This window comes from Elusimicrobium minutum Pei191 (genome assembly GCF_000020145.1).
Lineage (GTDB): Bacteria > Elusimicrobiota > Elusimicrobia > Elusimicrobiales > Elusimicrobiaceae > Elusimicrobium > Elusimicrobium minutum.
On record NC_010644.1, the window covers coordinates 476,882 to 492,699 of the forward strand.

The following is a 15,818-nucleotide window of genomic DNA, read 5'->3' on the forward strand; positions in this document are numbered from 1 at the left end:
ATGAGTAAAACGGAAATGACGCTTGCAAATAAAATCACGTTATCCCGCGCTCTTTTGGCGATGATAATGTTTTTCGCTATTTTGATACCTGAGTATGTAACAAGGCTGACGGCCACTCTAATTTTTATTTTTGCCGCCGCTACAGACTGGGTGGACGGCAAAATAGCCAGGGCTACAAACACATATACGCCGTTTGGCGCTATAGTTGATCCTTTTGTCGACAAAATTTTGGTTTGTTCCGCTTTATTTGCTTTTACCGCTATCCCGCAGTTAAACGTGCCTGTCTGGGCGGTGTTTTTAATTATTTTACGCGAACTCACCGTTTCAACGCTGCGGGTTATAGCCGCTTTGGACGGTTCTGTATTAGCGGCGGAAAGATGGGGAAAATTTAAAACCGTGGTTCAAATGTCCACAGTAGGTTTAATATTTTTTGTTTTAAACTGTTATCACCTTTCTTTAATTACCTCAGGTAAAGCAAGTTTTGTTTTCGGAGTGCTTTTTAACCTGGGCAGACATTTGGATTATGCCGCAACGGTGGTTGCTGTTATTGTTACCTGGGGCAGCATGGCAAGTTATTTAAGCAATAACTGGAAAATTCTTGAAAAATCATGGGCGCTCCCCGTTCAGAAAAATAAAGAGGAAAACAAGTGAAAGCTTTTTGGAATTTTTTAGCCTCCGGGTTTGGCGTAAGTTTGCTGCCCGCAACAATTTTAAAAGGACATAAAAACACGGGCGCGGGTTTTTGGGGCACATTGGTCGCCGTGCCTTTTGCGTGGTGGATTTTAATGCCTTTGGCTTGGTGGGCGCAGTTAATCTTTATAATTTTATTTACGTTTTTCGCTGTTTATGTTACAAAAAAAGCATCTTTTGAAGGGCATGACAGCCCCAAAATTGTTATTGATGAAATGGCGGGTTACTTTTTTGCGGTGTTTTATATGCCGAGAACGGCTTTTTTTGTAGTAGCCGCGTTCGTTTTGTTTAGAATTTTTGATTGGCTTAAACCGTTGTTTATCAAATATTTCGATAATATGCAAACAGCTTCGGGCGTTGTTCTTGACGATGTGGCCAGCGGCGTTTTAGCCAATGTGATTTTATGGGCGGTTTTTTGGGCATGCGTGGGACTTGGTTTAATGTAAAACGTGCTTTTAAATTTTGTTTAAAAGCGTTGTAATAATTTTTATTAATAAACTTTAAAAAAAGCGGTAAGACAGATAATATTTGTTATTAACAGGAGAGGAAAATGGATTTTAGCAATATAACCAACATTGAGGAACTTTTAAAGGCAGGCGGGCCGGTGCTTATTTTTCTTATATTTTTATCCATTGTTTCGCTTACTATAATTTTGGAAAGATTTTTTACTTTAAGAAAGCAAATTAAAATGAGCCGCAAGCTTATCGCGTACGCTAAATACCAGTTGCAAGCCGGGCAGATTGATAAAATTATTGAAGCTTGTGGCCGTGATATAGCCAAAAATACCCCCGCTGGAAGGCTTATAAAAACCTTGTTAACCTCAAACAGGCAGGGTGCAAATTTAAAAGATTATTCGGATGAAGTTATTGATTGGGAAGTTACGCTTTTACATAAGAAACTGCCTGTTTTAGCCACATTAGGCAGCACTACGCCTTTTATAGGTTTGTTTGGTACCGTATTAGGCGTTATGCGCGCTTTCGCGGATTTAGCCGCTATGACGGCCGCTACGGCCGGACCTTCTGTTGTGGCAAAAGGTATTGCGGAAGCTCTTATTAACACCGCTGCGGGCTTGTTTGTCGCTGTTCCTGCTGTTATAGCGTATAACTATTTTACTACGCAAATTAATTTTTTTGAACGTGAACTTGAAAATATAGCGAGCGAGATTACACATGCCAGGTAGAGTAAAAAAGCAAATAATGGGCGATATCAACATGGTGCCTTTTATAGACATCGCGCTGATACTGCTTATCATTTTTATGGTTATGTCCCCTTTTTTGGTACAGATGCAGCTTAACGTAGATTTACCTAAAAGCAGCTCCGTCAACGCGGTTGTGGAAGATGATTTGATAAGAATTGAAGTTTTAAAAGATGGCACTATTATTGTTCAGGAGCAAAAAGTTACAATGTCGGAATTGCAGCGCGAGCTTACCCTTAGAATGGGCAAAGCCAACAAAAAGGCCATTCTTGTTCAGGCTGATAAAGACGTGCCCGTTCAAATAGTAGTTGACGTATTTGATATAGCCAAAGAGCTTGGCGCGGCTAAATTAGGCATAGGCGTTTTAGAAAGAAAATAAAGGGCGGAAATGTTTAACAGGTATTTTTTTATATCGGGCGTTTTGCACGCGTTAATGGCGGGATTTTTATTCTTTGTCATTATGCCTGCTTCCGTAAAAAAACCTTTAGCTACTTACACTATTGATTTTTTAGGCGCGTCTTTCCAAGCTCCTGCGGACGGCTCGGACTCTAAAAAAAGCGACGAACCGACTCCGACGCCTGCCGCTCCTAAGGAAGAGGCCAAAAAAGAAGAAATAAAAAAACCCGAAACTCCCGTGGCCGATAAAAAAGCTTACGCCGCTAAAAGCCAGATAACAACCAAGCCCCAGCCCGCGCCAAAAAAGAAGATTGTTTTAGGAACTCCCAGCATTTTGGCCGACAATGAAAAAGAAAAAAAAGCCGAGGCGGCTAAAACATCCGCTAAAGCAGGTTCAAGCCAAGGCGAGGGGGATGGCGTAGGAGGCATAAAAACAGATTTCCCTAATTTTCCGTTTCCGTGGTATATAACACAGGTTAGAAACGCTCTTTGGACAGAATGGGAAAAACGTAAACCAAAACAGGCTAATGTGGCTGCGCTGGTTACTTTCGCTATTCAAAGAGACGGGAGTATAAAAAATTTAAAAGTTTCAAAGGCTTCAGGCAACGAGCTTTACGATTACGCGGCAAAAACAAGTGTGGACGCCGCGGCCCCGTTTCCGCCGTTACCGGCGGAGTTTGAGAAAAGCGAACTTACCGTTACCGTTGAGTTTAAGGACGAAAATTAGTAGTTTTATAAAGTAGGGTTTAATTTTTTTTAAATAACAGCAACAGGAGTGCTTTATGACTATAAGAAGAGTATTTTTTGTAGCTTTAATCCATTTCGCCGTAATGGTTTTCTTTCCTTATTACGGCCAGGGCGGATTTTCCTTCGGTGTAATGTCTTGTCTTTTATGGGCGGGCGGCGCCATTCTTTTAGGCGTTTTAGTCACAATTTTAGGCATGGAAAATTGGAAAAAGCTTAACGCCTTGTTAACCTGCGTTTTATTAATAGCATGCGCGGTTTTCCTTTTACAGCGTTTCCCGCAGGAAGATAAAGTTTCTCCTTTAAAAAAATTAGCTTACGGCGATTTGCCTAAACAGGAAGATATGAAAAAAGGTCTTTCCGCTTTCGGCATAAACATAGGCGCCGCTAAAGAATGGGTTGAAGACGCTAAAGATGGCGCGAAAAGCCTTAAAAGAGGCGACGATAAGTTGGACGGCGCTTTAAAAAGGCTGGAGTAATTTTATGAAGTTTGCCATAACGGGCGGAGCCGGTTTTATAGGCGGCGCGCTTACAAAAAAATTAAATTCTATGGGCCACAGCGTTCGTATATTAACAAGGGGCTCGGGCCGTAAATCAGCTGATCCGCAAGTAGAATACATTACCGCGAAGTACACGGATGTTGATTCTTTAGCTAATGCGTTGGAAGGATGTGACGGCGTTTTTCATTTAGCCGCGGCGATATTTGCTTTTAATTATAAAGAATTTGAAGCAGCTAATGTCCTTACCACCCGTAATTTAGTTGACGCCGCGGCTAAAACAAACAGCGTAAAATATTTTACCTATATGTCAAGCCAGGCGGCGGGAGGATACAGCGCTGATTTGGAACATATAAGAACCGAAGACGATAAACCTAAACCCGCTTCAGATTACGGACGTACAAAATTAGGGGGGGAAAACGCCGTTGAGTCCCTTCCCGCGCGTATAAAAAAAATAATATTTCGCCCGCCAATAGTCTATGGTAAAAATGATTCAGGCGTAAGCAAAATAGCCGATTGGGTAAAAATGGGCATAATGGTTAACACCTCTAAGGGGGACGCGTATTTTAACTTTATTCATGTGGACGATTTGGTTAATGCAATAGTTAAACCTATTGAAGACGAATCTTTATTCGGCGGCATTTACTATGTATGCGAAAATAAACCTTATAATTGGAAATTTTTTATATATTCAATGGCGGACGCAATGAAAGTCAAACGCCCTTTTATGTTTACGGCGCCATTATTTGTTTTACACATTGTGGCGTTTTTATATGAAATTATAGCCAAGCTTTTTAATATAGCCCCTGCTTTAAATTACGATAAAGTAAAGGAGGCCTCTATAAAAGGGCATTGGGTAAGCAGCAGTAAAAAATGGATTGACCGCACAGGCCAGCAGTTTACCTCTTTAGAGGACGGACTTAGAAAAAGTTTTTAGGGAAATGTTATGGAAGGATACGTTTGTTCAGCTTTGTTTTTAAGTTTTTTGGCCGGAAGCGCCACGTTAATAGGCGGCTTTGTCGCTTTTTTTGTTAAAAAGCATGATTTAACAGTTTTATCTATAGGCATGGGCTTTTCCGCAGGGGTGATGATATATGTTTCTTTTATGGAGCTTTTACCCGTTGCCATAGAATATATCTCCGCCTCATACAGCGGTAATACCGCTAAATGGATTATGGGCGGCGGTTTTTTTACCGGTATTTTAATAGCCGCTATAATTGACCAGCTTATACCCGAACACCATTTAGAAGAACATGAAGTGGAAGAGGCTTCCCTTGATCCGCATTCTAATTCAAATAAAATAAAAAGAGTCGGTCTTGTAACCGCGATAGCTTTGGCCATACATAATTTCCCCGAAGGCCTGGCCACTTTCATGAGCGCTTTGGAAAGCACGCAGCTTGGTATTTCAATAGCGGTTGCCGTCGCGATACATAATATACCCGAAGGCATTGCCGTTGCTTTGCCCGTTTATAATGCCACAGGAAGCAGAAAAAAGGCTATACTGTATTCCGGCCTTTCGGGCATGGCTGAGCCGGTCGGCGCGATTATAGGCTATTTGTTTTTAGCCAGGTTTCTTAATACAACAGGTTTTGGAATATTATTTGCGGTTGTGGCTGGCATAATGATTTATATTTCTTTTGACGAGCTTTTACCTACAGCCAATGAATATGGAGACGGGCATAAAGAAATTTGGGGTCTGCTTTTCGGCATGCTCGTTATGTTTATAAGTTTACAGTTATTCTAGGATAAGATATGAAAAAAGGGTTTACGCTTATTGAACTTTTGGTAGTTGTTTTAATTATAGGTATATTAGCGGCGATAGCATTGCCCCAGTATAACCTGGCGGTTGAAAAGTCCCGCGCGGCGGAAGCCTTTACCGTTTTAAAATCGCTTTCCCAAGCGGCTGAAATTTACAGGCTTGAAACAGGCTCTTACCCTACTGTTAATGATTGGGACAATTTATCCGTTGATATGCCTGCCGGCAACAGAGTGCACTATACTTCCATCGGAGGGGACGCCTGGGTAGTGTCAAGCGGCAAATGGCGCTATTACTTGGGTTATGGTAACGGAATTTGGGCCAACAGGGGTGCTTCAGGCAGCGCGTATAATATACAATACAGATTTTCGGATAACAGATATTATTGCCAGGCCTATTTAGGCAAATCAGAGGTCTATAGAAAAGTTTGCCTAAATCTTTGCGCGGGCAATGCCTTTACGGCTAAAAGCGATAGGGAAGAATGTCTTATTAAAAACTAAATAATATAAAAACATCTTTCTGCCTAACGCGGATTTAAGATTATTTTTAGTGAAGTAAAAATTTGATATAATAACTCTTGTAGTTTTCTTAAAAGTCAAATCAAAAACGTTTTTGGAGAGGTGGCTGAGTGGTCGAAAGCGGCGGTTTGCTAAACCGTTATACTGGTTAATTCCGGTATCAAGGGTTCGAATCCCTTCCTCTCCGTTTTCTAGTGTAAATTGATTGTATAAAATCCTCGTTAGGCAATTTGCCCGACGAGGATTTTATTGTTAGCGAACACATAGCATGCTGTTTAAAGGACTCTTTCTGATTTATAAAAAAATAAAAAACGCATGCTCTCTTATAAAAAATTTTAGTTCACTTCTTTTTATATCGGAAGCTCAGAGCAAAAAAACGAATATCTCCTGTATCTAGTTTAAGTAACAAAAAGCTATTTTGAAATATTATTTTTAATGTCCTGTAGGAAGAATTATTGATAAAGGGGCTCTTCTACCTTGAGTTTGAATTACTAATTTTCCTTATTCTAATATTAATAATAGAGCACCCCCCGTTTGGCATTAACTCCGCCGGGAATTTTTTTTTATTTCTGAATCGATAGCATTGTTTTTATGGAGTATAGGGGCATTCTACGATAAAGGCAACATGCCAACGCTCTTTTTTTAAGTTTTTTACCCTGTTGTTTTTTAGGGAAAAATGCCTGGTTTTTAGTGCTTGGTATAGGAGTGGATATCGGTAAAATCGAATAATTTGACCAGTAAAGTTGTGTAAATTTTATTATAGTTTACAGCTAATATTAAAATTTAGATTGACGAAATGCCTGCTATGATGTAAAATTAAACATATTTTGTTATGTAATAAGAATCCAACGATATAGGATTTATGAGTAAAAAAAGGAAAGGAGGATATGTTATGAAAAAAATATTAGTAATGTTATTTGCTTTTTTGATTGTGAGCAGCGCAGCTTTTGCCGTTACCGGTACGGGTTCTGCCCAGGCTGAGATAATAGCGCCTTTGTCAGTAACCGGCGTTGTGACGCTTGACTTCGGAAAGATAGTACAACCCACTGGAGCTGAAGTCGTTACGCTTACAACTGCAGGTGTAATAAGCGGTGCGACGGCAGGGCATGTCAGCGGTACTCAAACTGTAGGGGAATTTGAAATTATCGGCGCGCCCAATCAAGATGTAACATTTTCTGTTGCGGACACTACGCTTACCGGCGTCGGGCCCGCAATGGTTCTTAAAAATTATACATTTGATAAAGCCTTAACCCACCCGCTTGATGCAACAGGCAACAGCTCTGTAAAAATAGGTGGAGAGCTTGAAGTAGCTGCAAATCAGGATGCAGGGATGTACATCGGTAACTACACTGTTACAGTAAACTATTAATAAGTATCGCATAAGCTCCTGCCTATATATGGCAGGGGCTTATGCTTAGTAGCGGTTTTAAGCGTTAAAAGTTGTACTTTTGTTTTTAAAAAATTGTAGGAATTATGAAACTATCTCAAGTCTTATCTCTAATAATCATTGTATTTTCTCCAGGGGTTTTATATGCCGGCAACATGTCTTCCGGTATAATTAACTTTGGCACTATTACATTGTTAACCTCTGCGGGCGGTACGGTTACACTAAACGCATCAACCGGTGCGGCTACTCCAAGCGCCAATGTGAGCGTAACTGGTGCGGCGCGCGGCTATGCCAGATACCAAGTTGCCGGCGATGAGTGTAAGTGCTCTCTATCATGGAGCGGCCTTCCCTCCACCTTAAATCTTACCGGCCCCGGTACATTACAACTTACCAATTTTACTTTCAATGCAGGATCTGATTATGTCGTGGACGGCAGCTGCGGCGGCGCAGCTCAATATACCACTAACCCTGTTATAGGGTTTTGGTATAATCCTCCTTACGGCACTTATTACATAGGTGCTACAGCCAATATAACAACTTCTACCAAGCCTGGTACATACACAGGCTCTTTTACTATAAACTCCAGTGGTACAAAAAGATTCGAAGCAGCTATAGGCAGCAACAGATGCACTATGTGGCCCGGCAGTGAGCCTGCGGAAAACTTAAACACTACCGTTAATGTTACTGCTACTGTAGAGTGGCCTTTAAGTGTTGAGGAAACCGCTCTGCTGGACTTCGGAAAGATAATAAGACCGACGGCGAACTGTACGGCTGTGGTTGCAACAAACGGCTCTTCAGGCGGTACGTGTTCTACTCTTACCGGCACTACGGCGGCGGGCCGCGTCAAAGTTAAAGGCATAGGCGGCAGCCCCATCTCTTATTCAATAGCGGCCTCCACCCTTGGCTCAATGACGCTGGATACTTTTACTACATCCCCTTCAGGCCTCACTACGATTGGCGCCAACGGAGAGGTGGAGGTTTCTGTAGGGGCGACATTGCATGTGCCTGCAGATAAAGCGCCGGGCGTTTATACGGGCACCTATACAATAGAGGTAAATTACCAATGATTATGAAAAGGATACTCTTATCAACAATTTTTTTATTTGCCGTAAACTGTGCTGTAGCAAGCATTTCTATACATCCCTATTCTCTTGAGTTTGAAATGTCATCCAAAAAACGTATGCACAGCGTTCGTATTATAAACAATTCGCAGGAAGAAAAGACATACCGCGTCAGTTTTGTAAACTACGTGCAGAGGGAGGACGGCTCCTACCGCGAACCGATGCCGCAAGAGGTCTTAAACACGGCGGACGCGTACTTGTATTTTTCCCCGCGCCAATTTACTCTTAAACCGGGCAAAATGCAGACTGTAAATGTTATCCGCCGCCCCACGGCGGAACTGCCTGACGGGGAATATGTTTCCCATCTAAAAGTGGCTGAGGTGGATATCCCGGTATCGCGCGAGCAGGCCGCTGAAAAACAGCAAAAAAATGAGCCGGGAGCTTTGCAGTTTCAGCTAAAGGCCCTCTATGCGGTAACCATACCTGTTACTTTGCAAAAAGGTAATTTGGAAAGTAAATTTGAAATAAGCAATGCACAGTTGTCCGTGCGAGATGCAGTGACCGTAATGGAGGTTGTTTTACAGGCTACGGGCACAAAATCCGCGCGCGGGGATATTTCCATACGGGACAGTAAGAAAAAAGTTATAGGCCAGTTAAATAATGTGCGTATTTTCCCTTATAATAAAGAGCGCCGCTTGGCAATACCCCTGTCCAAAACAGAGCAGGAACTGGTGGGTGAAACCCTCACCGTAATTTTGAAGAATAAAGAAACGGGGAAAAATGTTTCCGAAAAGAAAATATCTATCTAAAATTGCAGCCTTTGGAAGCAGCATTTTGTTAATGCTAATTTTGCCCTGTTGTTACCTTTTTGCCGAAAGCTACAACGACCCTCTTATTGTGACGCCTGTTTTGCAGAGTTACCCGCAGGAAGATTTTATTTTCATATATGAGAACCAGGGCGATAAATACATTCCGTTTTACCCTTTTGCCGCTGTGGTTGGTTTTTCCGTTACTAAAAATGACGGCGTGCGCATTGAAGGCTTTGCGGGCGAACAGCGCAATAATTTTTTCATTGATTTCCAACATAAAAAAGCTTTTTTTGGCGGGCGGGAAATCCCGTTTTCCCCAAATGACATAGTGCGAATAGAAGATCAAATATCCTTTAAAACAGGCTTTTTGGAAGATCTCTTTAATATTAAAACAGACCTCGATGAGATGGCCCTTCTTCTTAACATAAACGCGGATTATAAATTGCCTAAAACCGTTAAAGAAGAGGCGCTGCGCAAAAGAGCAAATACATCTTTATACCAAGGCAATAAGGATTACTGGTCCGACTACGAGTTTGATGAACGCTCCTGGGCCTTGCCTGTTGTGGATTTAAGCGTTACCGCAGGCCTTTTTGCCGCAGATGATACCGATACTAAGTATTCCCAGAATTACGGTTTAAATATAGCCGCCCTTACCGCCGGGCTAGATAGCAATTTATACCTGTTTGGCGATAGTCATAGCGATTTTGAAACCAAGGCGCGCTTTACCACCGGCAGGGTATTTTTGAGGGATGAATACAAATTCCCAAATCTTACTGTTTTTGAGGCGGGGGATATAACAGGCACAGGTTCCTCTTTTTTTGAATCCAATACCTCAGGGCGCGGCGTAACTTTAAGTTCTTTCAAAAACTATGTTATTTCTGCGGATAAGACAATCACCATTACCGGGATTTTGCAGGACGGCTGGGATGTTGAACTGCACTTAAATTCACAGCTTTTAGGCTTCCGCCAACCTTCCATAGGCGGCCGCTATGTGTTTGATAATGTTCCGGTAAGTTACGGCCTTAATGTTTTTAAATTGGTTTTCTACGGCCCTTTCGGTGAGATACGTACAGAAGAAAGGCGCTATTATTCAGGCACCTCTCCTGTTGCCAAAGGGGAAGTGGGCTATATTTTAAATGCGTACCAGCCGCAACGTTATCTTATTGAGGTTAATGAACCTTATGTTTCCAAAAGCGATATTCCTGTTGTTGATTTTATAGGTTTTTACGGCTTATCGGAGCACCTAACGTTAATGGGCGGGTTTACAAACTCTCAAGATGCGCTGGATAACTTAAAAGAGCGCCGCTTTGCTATGGCTGGCGCGCAGCTGTTGTTTAGCGGGGCATCGTTGCAGTATAACCTTTCCCAAGATTTGCAAAGCGGTGAAATAGGCCACCGCGCCGAGGTGCAAGGCAATATTTATATAGGGGATATTTTCTCCCGCTATGAATATTACGGCGATATACAATCCCCAATATCTTTTGTGGGCAATAAATACTTAAAAGAACTTTTTGAAACGCGCTTAAGCGGTATTATTACCCCGCTTGACAATACGCCGTACTTTATAAATTTTACACATACGCTAGATCATCAAAACTATTCCGAAGACGCTTTAAATATAAGGCTTTCACGCCAACTCTTCAGATATTATAATTTGTCTCTTGAGAATTTTTGGCAATCCGCCTCTTATAATAAAAATACGGCGACAAATGATGTTTCTCTTTTGGCACAGGCTAACTTTGGCCCTTTCGGTATTTATACGGGGGCTTTCTACAGGACTTATCCGTCAACATTTCTCTCCGAATTAAATGCAATGGTTGATTACCGCTGGGACCGCAGAACTTATCTTGCGCTGCAATACCGCCGCGGGCAAAGATATTATGAAAAAATGAATATGTACGATGTTTTTTTCCTTACGGGCAGCAGGATGTTTCCTTTTGGCGGCATAAGCGTTGCATTGTCAACATCTTCATATAATAACTTAACTGCATCTCTTACTTATAATATAAGCTTCGGCCCGAAGGCGGACAGTGGAATATTTACCGATACAAAATCAAAATTAAGCGAATACGGGTCCGTTTTTGTCCGCGTGCAGGAAGAAGACGGAACCCCTCTGGAAAATGTTATAGTATCCGTAAGCGGGGCAGAAAAGGGCTTCCAAACCGATAAAAAGGGGGAGGCGGTAATTACCTATATCCCGCCTTATGAAAAAGTTGTTTTAGATTTAGACCTCTCGGAAGTTGAGGATCCTTCTTTATCTCTGCTGGAGAGTAATTACAAATATATACTGCGCCCCGGTACAGTGCGTAATATTATGCTGCCGATGGCCCGCAAGGGTACGGTTGAGGGAAAGTTAATACATAATCTTGCGGATCAATTCCTCAGCGGTTATGAAATTAAAATTTACAACGAAGCAGGCGCTGAAGCCTCTTTCACTTTCACCGATTTATTCGGTTTCTTTGTATTGGATAACCTTCCGTTTGGGAACTACTCCCTTACTATAGCGAAGGAAGGGCGGGAAGTCACCAGAGTGGAGGACATAAAATTGGATACCTTTTCAATATATCTTGAGCCTCACATTAACGCGCCGGAGCAGCCTTACATTAATTTGCCGGATACCATAGTGGCACAGGCGCAGGAGGGATTCTCGGAGCCGCTTGCCCGCAAGCTTGACGCTATACAGTTTAACAGCAGGGATATGGAATACCAATTTAATTCCTGCGAACTGACGGAAAAACAAAAAAATATTATAAGGGAAAAATGCGCCGCCTTAAAAGATTTCCCTTATACAAAAATAATAGTCACGGGCAATACGGATAATATAGGCTCTTATGGGGTAAATAAAAGCATATCGCTAAGGCGTGCTAATGCTGCGGCAAAAATTTTAATTGAAGAAGGCTTAAACCCGGATACCATAGAAATAATGGGTGTGGCGTATGATAACCCTGTAACCGGCAATTTGACAAGAGAAGGCCGGGCAATGAACAGAAGGACGGATATACTGATTTTGTAATTATTTAGATAAAAACCGCTACTCTGTTCATTTTTTTAATATAAATAAAATTTGGGTTAAATGAGTTCCCTGTAAAGGTTTTCTATGCCTTAAGTTCTTTTGCGGAACTCCTGCTTTATCTAGTATAATTCCATCTGGTTTTCACTTCCTACCCACGGCTTTTATTATAAATAATCTTTAGAACAGCATGTAACTAATAGTATAATTTAATATCTGTCCGAAACGCCTGGCCGCAAAGGTTCTGTAATAGCGTATAAATTTCAATAGTATAGAATTTCTTTAGGCGAAAAAGGCTTTTCCTGTAGAGAAAGCCTTTTGAGCGCGGCTGCGGGCGCCCACAGCGCTGATTTGGAATATACACTTAATAAATTTATTTTGTTGAGTGTCGCTATGAAAATTACATACAACGTATTTGTTCCGTCTAAACAATAAAGTTTTTAAGTATCCCTAATATTTTAGGTGTATAATAAAATCATAAATCTCCAAAATATTTTTTCTTTCTTTATATTATAGAACCGTCAATTTTTAAAGAATATTGACGGTTTCGCTATTAAATCTGTAAATTAAGGAGGTATTGATAATTCGCCTTAATTCTTTAACCGATAAAAGGATAATTATATGACTTTTTGTAATTGTGCCGCTGTTTAAATATTATTATAAAATATGCTTATATAAACAGGCAGTGCCACTGTGGCGGATAAAATAACTCCACCTGTATAAAAACAAATAATTTTTAATTTAAGATTATTAAAGCTATTTAATAATAAGGAATATGAAATGAATAAAAAAATCTTTAAGCTTGTTAAATATACGGTTATAATTTTTATAGTATTGTTTTTTCTGTTGCTTGCAGGAGTTGCTTTACGTCTGCATTATGTGCCTGATTTGCAGCCGTGGCATACATTTGCGCCTAATGAACTGACCGTCAAGGAATTGGAAAAAGCCACATGGCAAGATTACACCGCCCGTGAAAACAAAATATTTGAAGAAGTTCATAAGAACGTAATTTTAAAAACGCCCGAAAGCGAGCAAAACCAAATCAACCGTTATTTCAAAGGCAGTAAAATATATCCCGGCAATTTTAAGCAAGACTGGAACCGTTCTTATCTTTTAATACCGGAAAATCCTAAAGGGGCGGTTGTTTTAATACACGGCCTTACGGATACTCCTTACAGCCTGCGTCATATAGCGGAGATATATTATAAAAAAGGCTTTGTTGCGGTGGGGTTAAGGGTTCCCGGGCACGGTACGGTGCCTGGCGCGCTTACCAAAAGCGTTTGGCAGGATTGGGCCGCTGCTACCAAATTCGCGGTAAAGGAAGCCAAAAAGCTTACGCCGGAGGGGGCGCCTCTTCACATAGCGGGTTTTTCACAAGGCGGCGCGCTTGCCGTAAAATACGCGTTGGACGCGCTTGAGGATGACTCTCTTATAAGGCCTGACAGACTGGTTCTAATTTCTCCCATGATAGGTATTACAAGGCTTTCCAAACTGGCCGAGATACTTGCCATTCCATCAATGCTTCCAGGGTTTGAAAAAGCCGCGTGGATCAGTATTATTCCCGAGTTTAACCCTTTTAAATACAACTCTTTTCCTGTTAATGCGGTTAAACAGGCCCGTCTTTTAATTGCGGATGTGAAAAGGCAAGCCATAAGGCTTGGGCAAAAAGATATGTTAAAGGAGCTTCCGCCTATAATTACATTTCAGTCAATAGCGGATTACACGGTCAGTACTCCCGCTATTATAAATGACCTTTATAGCAATCTGCCGGAAAATGAAAGTGAGTTGGTTTTGTTTGATATTAACCGCGATACAGCGTTTTTACCGTTGGTGCGTCCTGTTTTTGTTAATATGATGTCAATAATGTTACCGGGATTTCCGCAAAAATATAAGATAACTGTAATAGGCAACTCCGGCCCCAATGATTCAGGCGCGGTAGAGCGCAGCGTCGAGCCCGGCGGAGTGGATTTTAAAACAAGAGCGTTGGGTCTGGTTTATCCTAAAGAGTTGTTTTCTCTTTCTCATATTTCGCTTCCTTTTCCGGAAACTGACCCGTTATACGGCTCTATTCCTGACCCGGAAATAAAAGATGCTTTTGGCATAAATCTGGGCCTTATATCAAACGCGCAGGGAGAACGCGGCGTTTTGGGAATAAACACCAATTTATTTTTCAGAGTTTCATCAAACCCTTTGTTTTCCTATATTACCGCACGCATAGAAGACATTATTGACACCTTTCCCCAGGAGACGGAAAAGACATCCGCAGGGGCGTCTGCTTCTAAATCTAAAATTACGCAAAAACAATACGGCGATATTATGAAAGCCGCTGATTATAAAGATGAGCCTTTTTAAAAAACAGTTATATAAAACAGTGTTTATTTTGTTTTTGTAAAGCAACAAAAAACCGTTCTTTTTTCAAAGGACGGTTTTTTATTGTCTCTTAATTTTTAAAGAAGTTTTTTTACGGCAGTCACACGGCCTAGAATTTCAACTTTATTTTTTGGGATGCGTTTTGTTTTGCCCGCTATGGAAAGATTTATATCATTGCCTAAAACTGTGCATTTATAAATTAACTGCTCATCTTTTATTTCAACAATATAATATTTTCCATTATATTCGGGTTCAATTTCTTTTGTTGTAATTATTTCTAAAGTATCAGTTTTTTCAAAATCGGGAGAAAGGGAATTGTCCTTTACGTTAAAAAATAATTTTTGGGGCGGGATAGTTTTGTTTTTTGAGTTAGAGATGTCGTCATCTTCAAAAAATATAGCGGCGCCTTTTTTAAAGACTCCCGCGAATTTTATTTCATTTTTCGTTTCATCACTATGAAAAGAAAAAATGTTTTCATTATCGCGGATTTCACCTTTTGCTTTTTTAAATACGGTAAATATATCTTCTTGGGTTTCGTAAAAATATTTATATTCTCTGCCTAGAGCTTTAGACAATTTTTCAATATTTTTAGGGGAAGGGCTAAACGAATCCGTTTCCCAACGCGCAATTGTACTTCCTGGCAAACCTATTTTTTGGGCAAGTTCTTTTTGCGTTAAATTAAGTTCTCGTCTTGCTTGTAGAATTTTTTTTCCGATACTCATAAATCTCTTATTTATAACAAAAAACACATATTAGTGTTGACATTATGTGTGTTTAGTGATATAATTTTAATATATTAGTGATAAGCTAAGGTATTATTGTTATATACCATAGCGGTTGTGGGCATAAAAAAACCCGGAAGTAACGGAAACAAATTTTTACAATTTCTACATTATATGCGGTTTAGGCATATGATGCAGAGTGTTACCGTAAACAACCGATAGCGGCATATTAAAACATGCCAAACTCAGGCAAAGAGGCTATCGGTTTAATTTTACCATAAAAACGAGTTTTTGTGATTAGGTGTGAAATATGGCTGTAAGAAAAACAGAAGAAATTTTAAAGCGACAGGCCGAATATATTATGGATGGAAGAGTTAAACTCAGCCCGAAAGAATATGTTAAAGCCCGTAATAACTGTTTTTCAAACGGCAGATTGCGGGTAATACAGGAAAAATGTAAGAATAGGCAGCTTTATTTCACTTCTGAAGGGGGCCGGTATTTTTTTTATTTCACAGATGTTCTTTTAAATCTTAAAGATGGGCTTTAACAAAAAATATAAAAATATATCTAATAATTTCATAGAATATCGATTAACCGGAATATCCCCCAACGCGCTAACAAGAAAATTAAAGCATTATGATAGTTACTATATATTAAATAACG

At 40.5% G+C, this 15,818-nt stretch carries 16 protein-coding genes and 1 tRNA gene; 16 read left to right on the top strand and 1 reads right to left on the bottom strand.

What is annotated here, in order from left to right; translation table 11 throughout:
* The 15 genes from pgsA (at position 1) to EMIN_RS02355 (ending at position 14,415) form a co-directional block, all read left to right on the top strand.
* A complete protein-coding gene (gene pgsA, locus EMIN_RS02285; RefSeq protein WP_012414613.1) occupies positions 1 to 651 on the top strand; it encodes a CDP-diacylglycerol--glycerol-3-phosphate 3-phosphatidyltransferase in 651 nt (216 codons plus the stop codon).
* On the top strand, positions 648 to 1,136 hold the full coding sequence (locus EMIN_RS02290; RefSeq protein ID WP_012414614.1) for a phosphatidylglycerophosphatase A family protein: 489 nt from the start codon (positions 648 to 650) through the stop codon (positions 1,134 to 1,136). Before pgsA ends, EMIN_RS02290 begins: the two co-directional genes overlap by 4 nt.
* Before the next feature lie 104 nt (positions 1,137 to 1,240).
* Complete coding sequence (locus EMIN_RS02295; protein ID WP_012414615.1) at positions 1,241 to 1,870, top strand: MotA/TolQ/ExbB proton channel family protein; 630 nt, start codon at positions 1,241 to 1,243, stop codon at positions 1,868 to 1,870.
* Positions 1,860 to 2,264, top strand: a complete 405-nt coding sequence (locus tag EMIN_RS02300) for an ExbD/TolR family protein (protein WP_012414616.1) — start codon at positions 1,860 to 1,862, stop codon at positions 2,262 to 2,264. Before EMIN_RS02295 ends, EMIN_RS02300 begins: the two co-directional genes overlap by 11 nt.
* 9 nt (positions 2,265 to 2,273) lie before the next feature.
* Positions 2,274 to 3,008, top strand: a complete 735-nt coding sequence (locus EMIN_RS02305; protein WP_012414617.1) for a TonB family protein — start codon at positions 2,274 to 2,276, stop codon at positions 3,006 to 3,008.
* A gap of 55 nt (positions 3,009 to 3,063) precedes the next feature.
* Positions 3,064 to 3,504: a hypothetical protein gene (locus EMIN_RS02310; RefSeq protein ID WP_012414618.1), complete on the top strand. Its 441-nt coding sequence runs from the start codon at positions 3,064 to 3,066 to the stop codon at positions 3,502 to 3,504.
* A 4-nt stretch (positions 3,505 to 3,508) separates the two neighbouring features.
* On the top strand, positions 3,509 to 4,459 hold the full coding sequence (locus EMIN_RS02315; protein WP_012414619.1) for an NAD-dependent epimerase/dehydratase family protein: 951 nt from the start codon (positions 3,509 to 3,511) through the stop codon (positions 4,457 to 4,459).
* A gap of 9 nt (positions 4,460 to 4,468) precedes the next feature.
* Positions 4,469 to 5,266: a zinc transporter ZupT gene (gene zupT / locus EMIN_RS02320; RefSeq protein ID WP_012414620.1), complete on the top strand. Its 798-nt coding sequence runs from the start codon at positions 4,469 to 4,471 to the stop codon at positions 5,264 to 5,266.
* 8 nt (positions 5,267 to 5,274) lie between these two features.
* Positions 5,275 to 5,778: a type IV pilin protein gene (locus EMIN_RS09610; protein WP_012414621.1), complete on the top strand. Its 504-nt coding sequence runs from the start codon at positions 5,275 to 5,277 to the stop codon at positions 5,776 to 5,778.
* 114 nt (positions 5,779 to 5,892) lie between these two features.
* Positions 5,893 to 5,983, top strand: a tRNA-Ser gene (locus tag EMIN_RS02330).
* A gap of 705 nt (positions 5,984 to 6,688) precedes the next feature.
* Positions 6,689 to 7,165: a DUF4402 domain-containing protein gene (locus EMIN_RS02335; protein ID WP_012414622.1), complete on the top strand. Its 477-nt coding sequence runs from the start codon at positions 6,689 to 6,691 to the stop codon at positions 7,163 to 7,165.
* Positions 7,166 to 7,338: 173 nt separating this feature from the next.
* Positions 7,339 to 8,250 (top strand): DUF4402 domain-containing protein, encoded by a 912-nt coding sequence (locus EMIN_RS02340; RefSeq protein WP_012414623.1) that lies wholly within the window; start codon positions 7,339 to 7,341, stop codon positions 8,248 to 8,250.
* Positions 8,251 to 8,252: 2 nt separating this feature from the next.
* The gene (locus tag EMIN_RS02345; protein ID WP_148204453.1) at positions 8,253 to 9,053 is read left to right on the top strand and encodes a fimbrial biogenesis chaperone; all 801 of its coding nucleotides are present in this window, start codon (positions 8,253 to 8,255) and stop codon (positions 9,051 to 9,053) included.
* Positions 9,025 to 12,066, top strand: a complete 3,042-nt coding sequence (locus EMIN_RS02350) for an OmpA family protein (protein WP_041691235.1) — start codon at positions 9,025 to 9,027, stop codon at positions 12,064 to 12,066. Before EMIN_RS02345 ends, EMIN_RS02350 begins: the two co-directional genes overlap by 29 nt.
* Positions 12,067 to 12,843: 777 nt before the next feature.
* Complete coding sequence (locus tag EMIN_RS02355) at positions 12,844 to 14,415, top strand: alpha/beta hydrolase (RefSeq protein ID WP_012414626.1); 1,572 nt, start codon at positions 12,844 to 12,846, stop codon at positions 14,413 to 14,415.
* 95 nt (positions 14,416 to 14,510) lie between these two features.
* Here the strand turns inward: EMIN_RS02355 and EMIN_RS02360 are convergent, their stop codons facing one another.
* Positions 14,511 to 15,155, bottom strand: a complete 645-nt coding sequence (locus EMIN_RS02360; RefSeq protein WP_012414627.1) for a helix-turn-helix domain-containing protein — start codon at positions 15,153 to 15,155, stop codon at positions 14,511 to 14,513.
* Positions 15,156 to 15,465: 310 nt separating this feature from the next.
* Here EMIN_RS02360 and EMIN_RS02365 point away from each other — a divergent pair, with 310 nt between their 5' ends.
* A complete protein-coding gene (locus EMIN_RS02365) occupies positions 15,466 to 15,702 on the top strand; it encodes a hypothetical protein (protein WP_012414628.1) in 237 nt (78 codons plus the stop codon).
* The last annotated feature ends 116 nt before the right edge of the window (positions 15,703 to 15,818 follow it).

What these genes read in the sequence shown, in the direction of transcription:
- EMIN_RS02315 (WP_012414619.1), top strand. Translation starts at nt 3,509, where the DNA reads ATGAAGTTTGCCATAACGGGCGGAGCCGGTTTTATAGGCGGCGCGCTT.
- zupT (WP_012414620.1), top strand. Translation starts at nt 4,469, where the DNA reads ATGGAAGGATACGTTTGTTCAGCTTTGTTTTTAAGTTTTTTGGCCGGA.
- EMIN_RS02305 (WP_012414617.1), top strand. Translation starts at nt 2,274, where the DNA reads ATGTTTAACAGGTATTTTTTTATATCGGGCGTTTTGCACGCGTTAATG.
- EMIN_RS02340 (WP_012414623.1), top strand. Translation starts at nt 7,339, where the DNA reads ATGTCTTCCGGTATAATTAACTTTGGCACTATTACATTGTTAACCTCT.
- EMIN_RS02365 (WP_012414628.1), top strand. Translation starts at nt 15,466, where the DNA reads ATGGCTGTAAGAAAAACAGAAGAAATTTTAAAGCGACAGGCCGAATAT.
- EMIN_RS02355 (WP_012414626.1), top strand. Translation starts at nt 12,844, where the DNA reads ATGAATAAAAAAATCTTTAAGCTTGTTAAATATACGGTTATAATTTTT.
- EMIN_RS02335 (WP_012414622.1), top strand. Translation starts at nt 6,689, where the DNA reads ATGAAAAAAATATTAGTAATGTTATTTGCTTTTTTGATTGTGAGCAGC.
- EMIN_RS02345 (WP_148204453.1), top strand. Translation starts at nt 8,253, where the DNA reads ATGAAAAGGATACTCTTATCAACAATTTTTTTATTTGCCGTAAACTGT.
- EMIN_RS09610 (WP_012414621.1), top strand. Translation starts at nt 5,275, where the DNA reads ATGAAAAAAGGGTTTACGCTTATTGAACTTTTGGTAGTTGTTTTAATT.
- EMIN_RS02300 (WP_012414616.1), top strand. Translation starts at nt 1,860, where the DNA reads ATGCCAGGTAGAGTAAAAAAGCAAATAATGGGCGATATCAACATGGTG.
- EMIN_RS02360 (WP_012414627.1), bottom strand. Translation starts at nt 15,155, where the DNA reads ATGAGTATCGGAAAAAAAATTCTACAAGCAAGACGAGAACTTAATTTA.
- EMIN_RS02350 (WP_041691235.1), top strand. Translation starts at nt 9,025, where the DNA reads ATGTTTCCGAAAAGAAAATATCTATCTAAAATTGCAGCCTTTGGAAGC.
- EMIN_RS02295 (WP_012414615.1), top strand. Translation starts at nt 1,241, where the DNA reads ATGGATTTTAGCAATATAACCAACATTGAGGAACTTTTAAAGGCAGGC.
- pgsA (WP_012414613.1), top strand. Translation starts at nt 1, where the DNA reads ATGAGTAAAACGGAAATGACGCTTGCAAATAAAATCACGTTATCCCGC.
- EMIN_RS02310 (WP_012414618.1), top strand. Translation starts at nt 3,064, where the DNA reads ATGACTATAAGAAGAGTATTTTTTGTAGCTTTAATCCATTTCGCCGTA.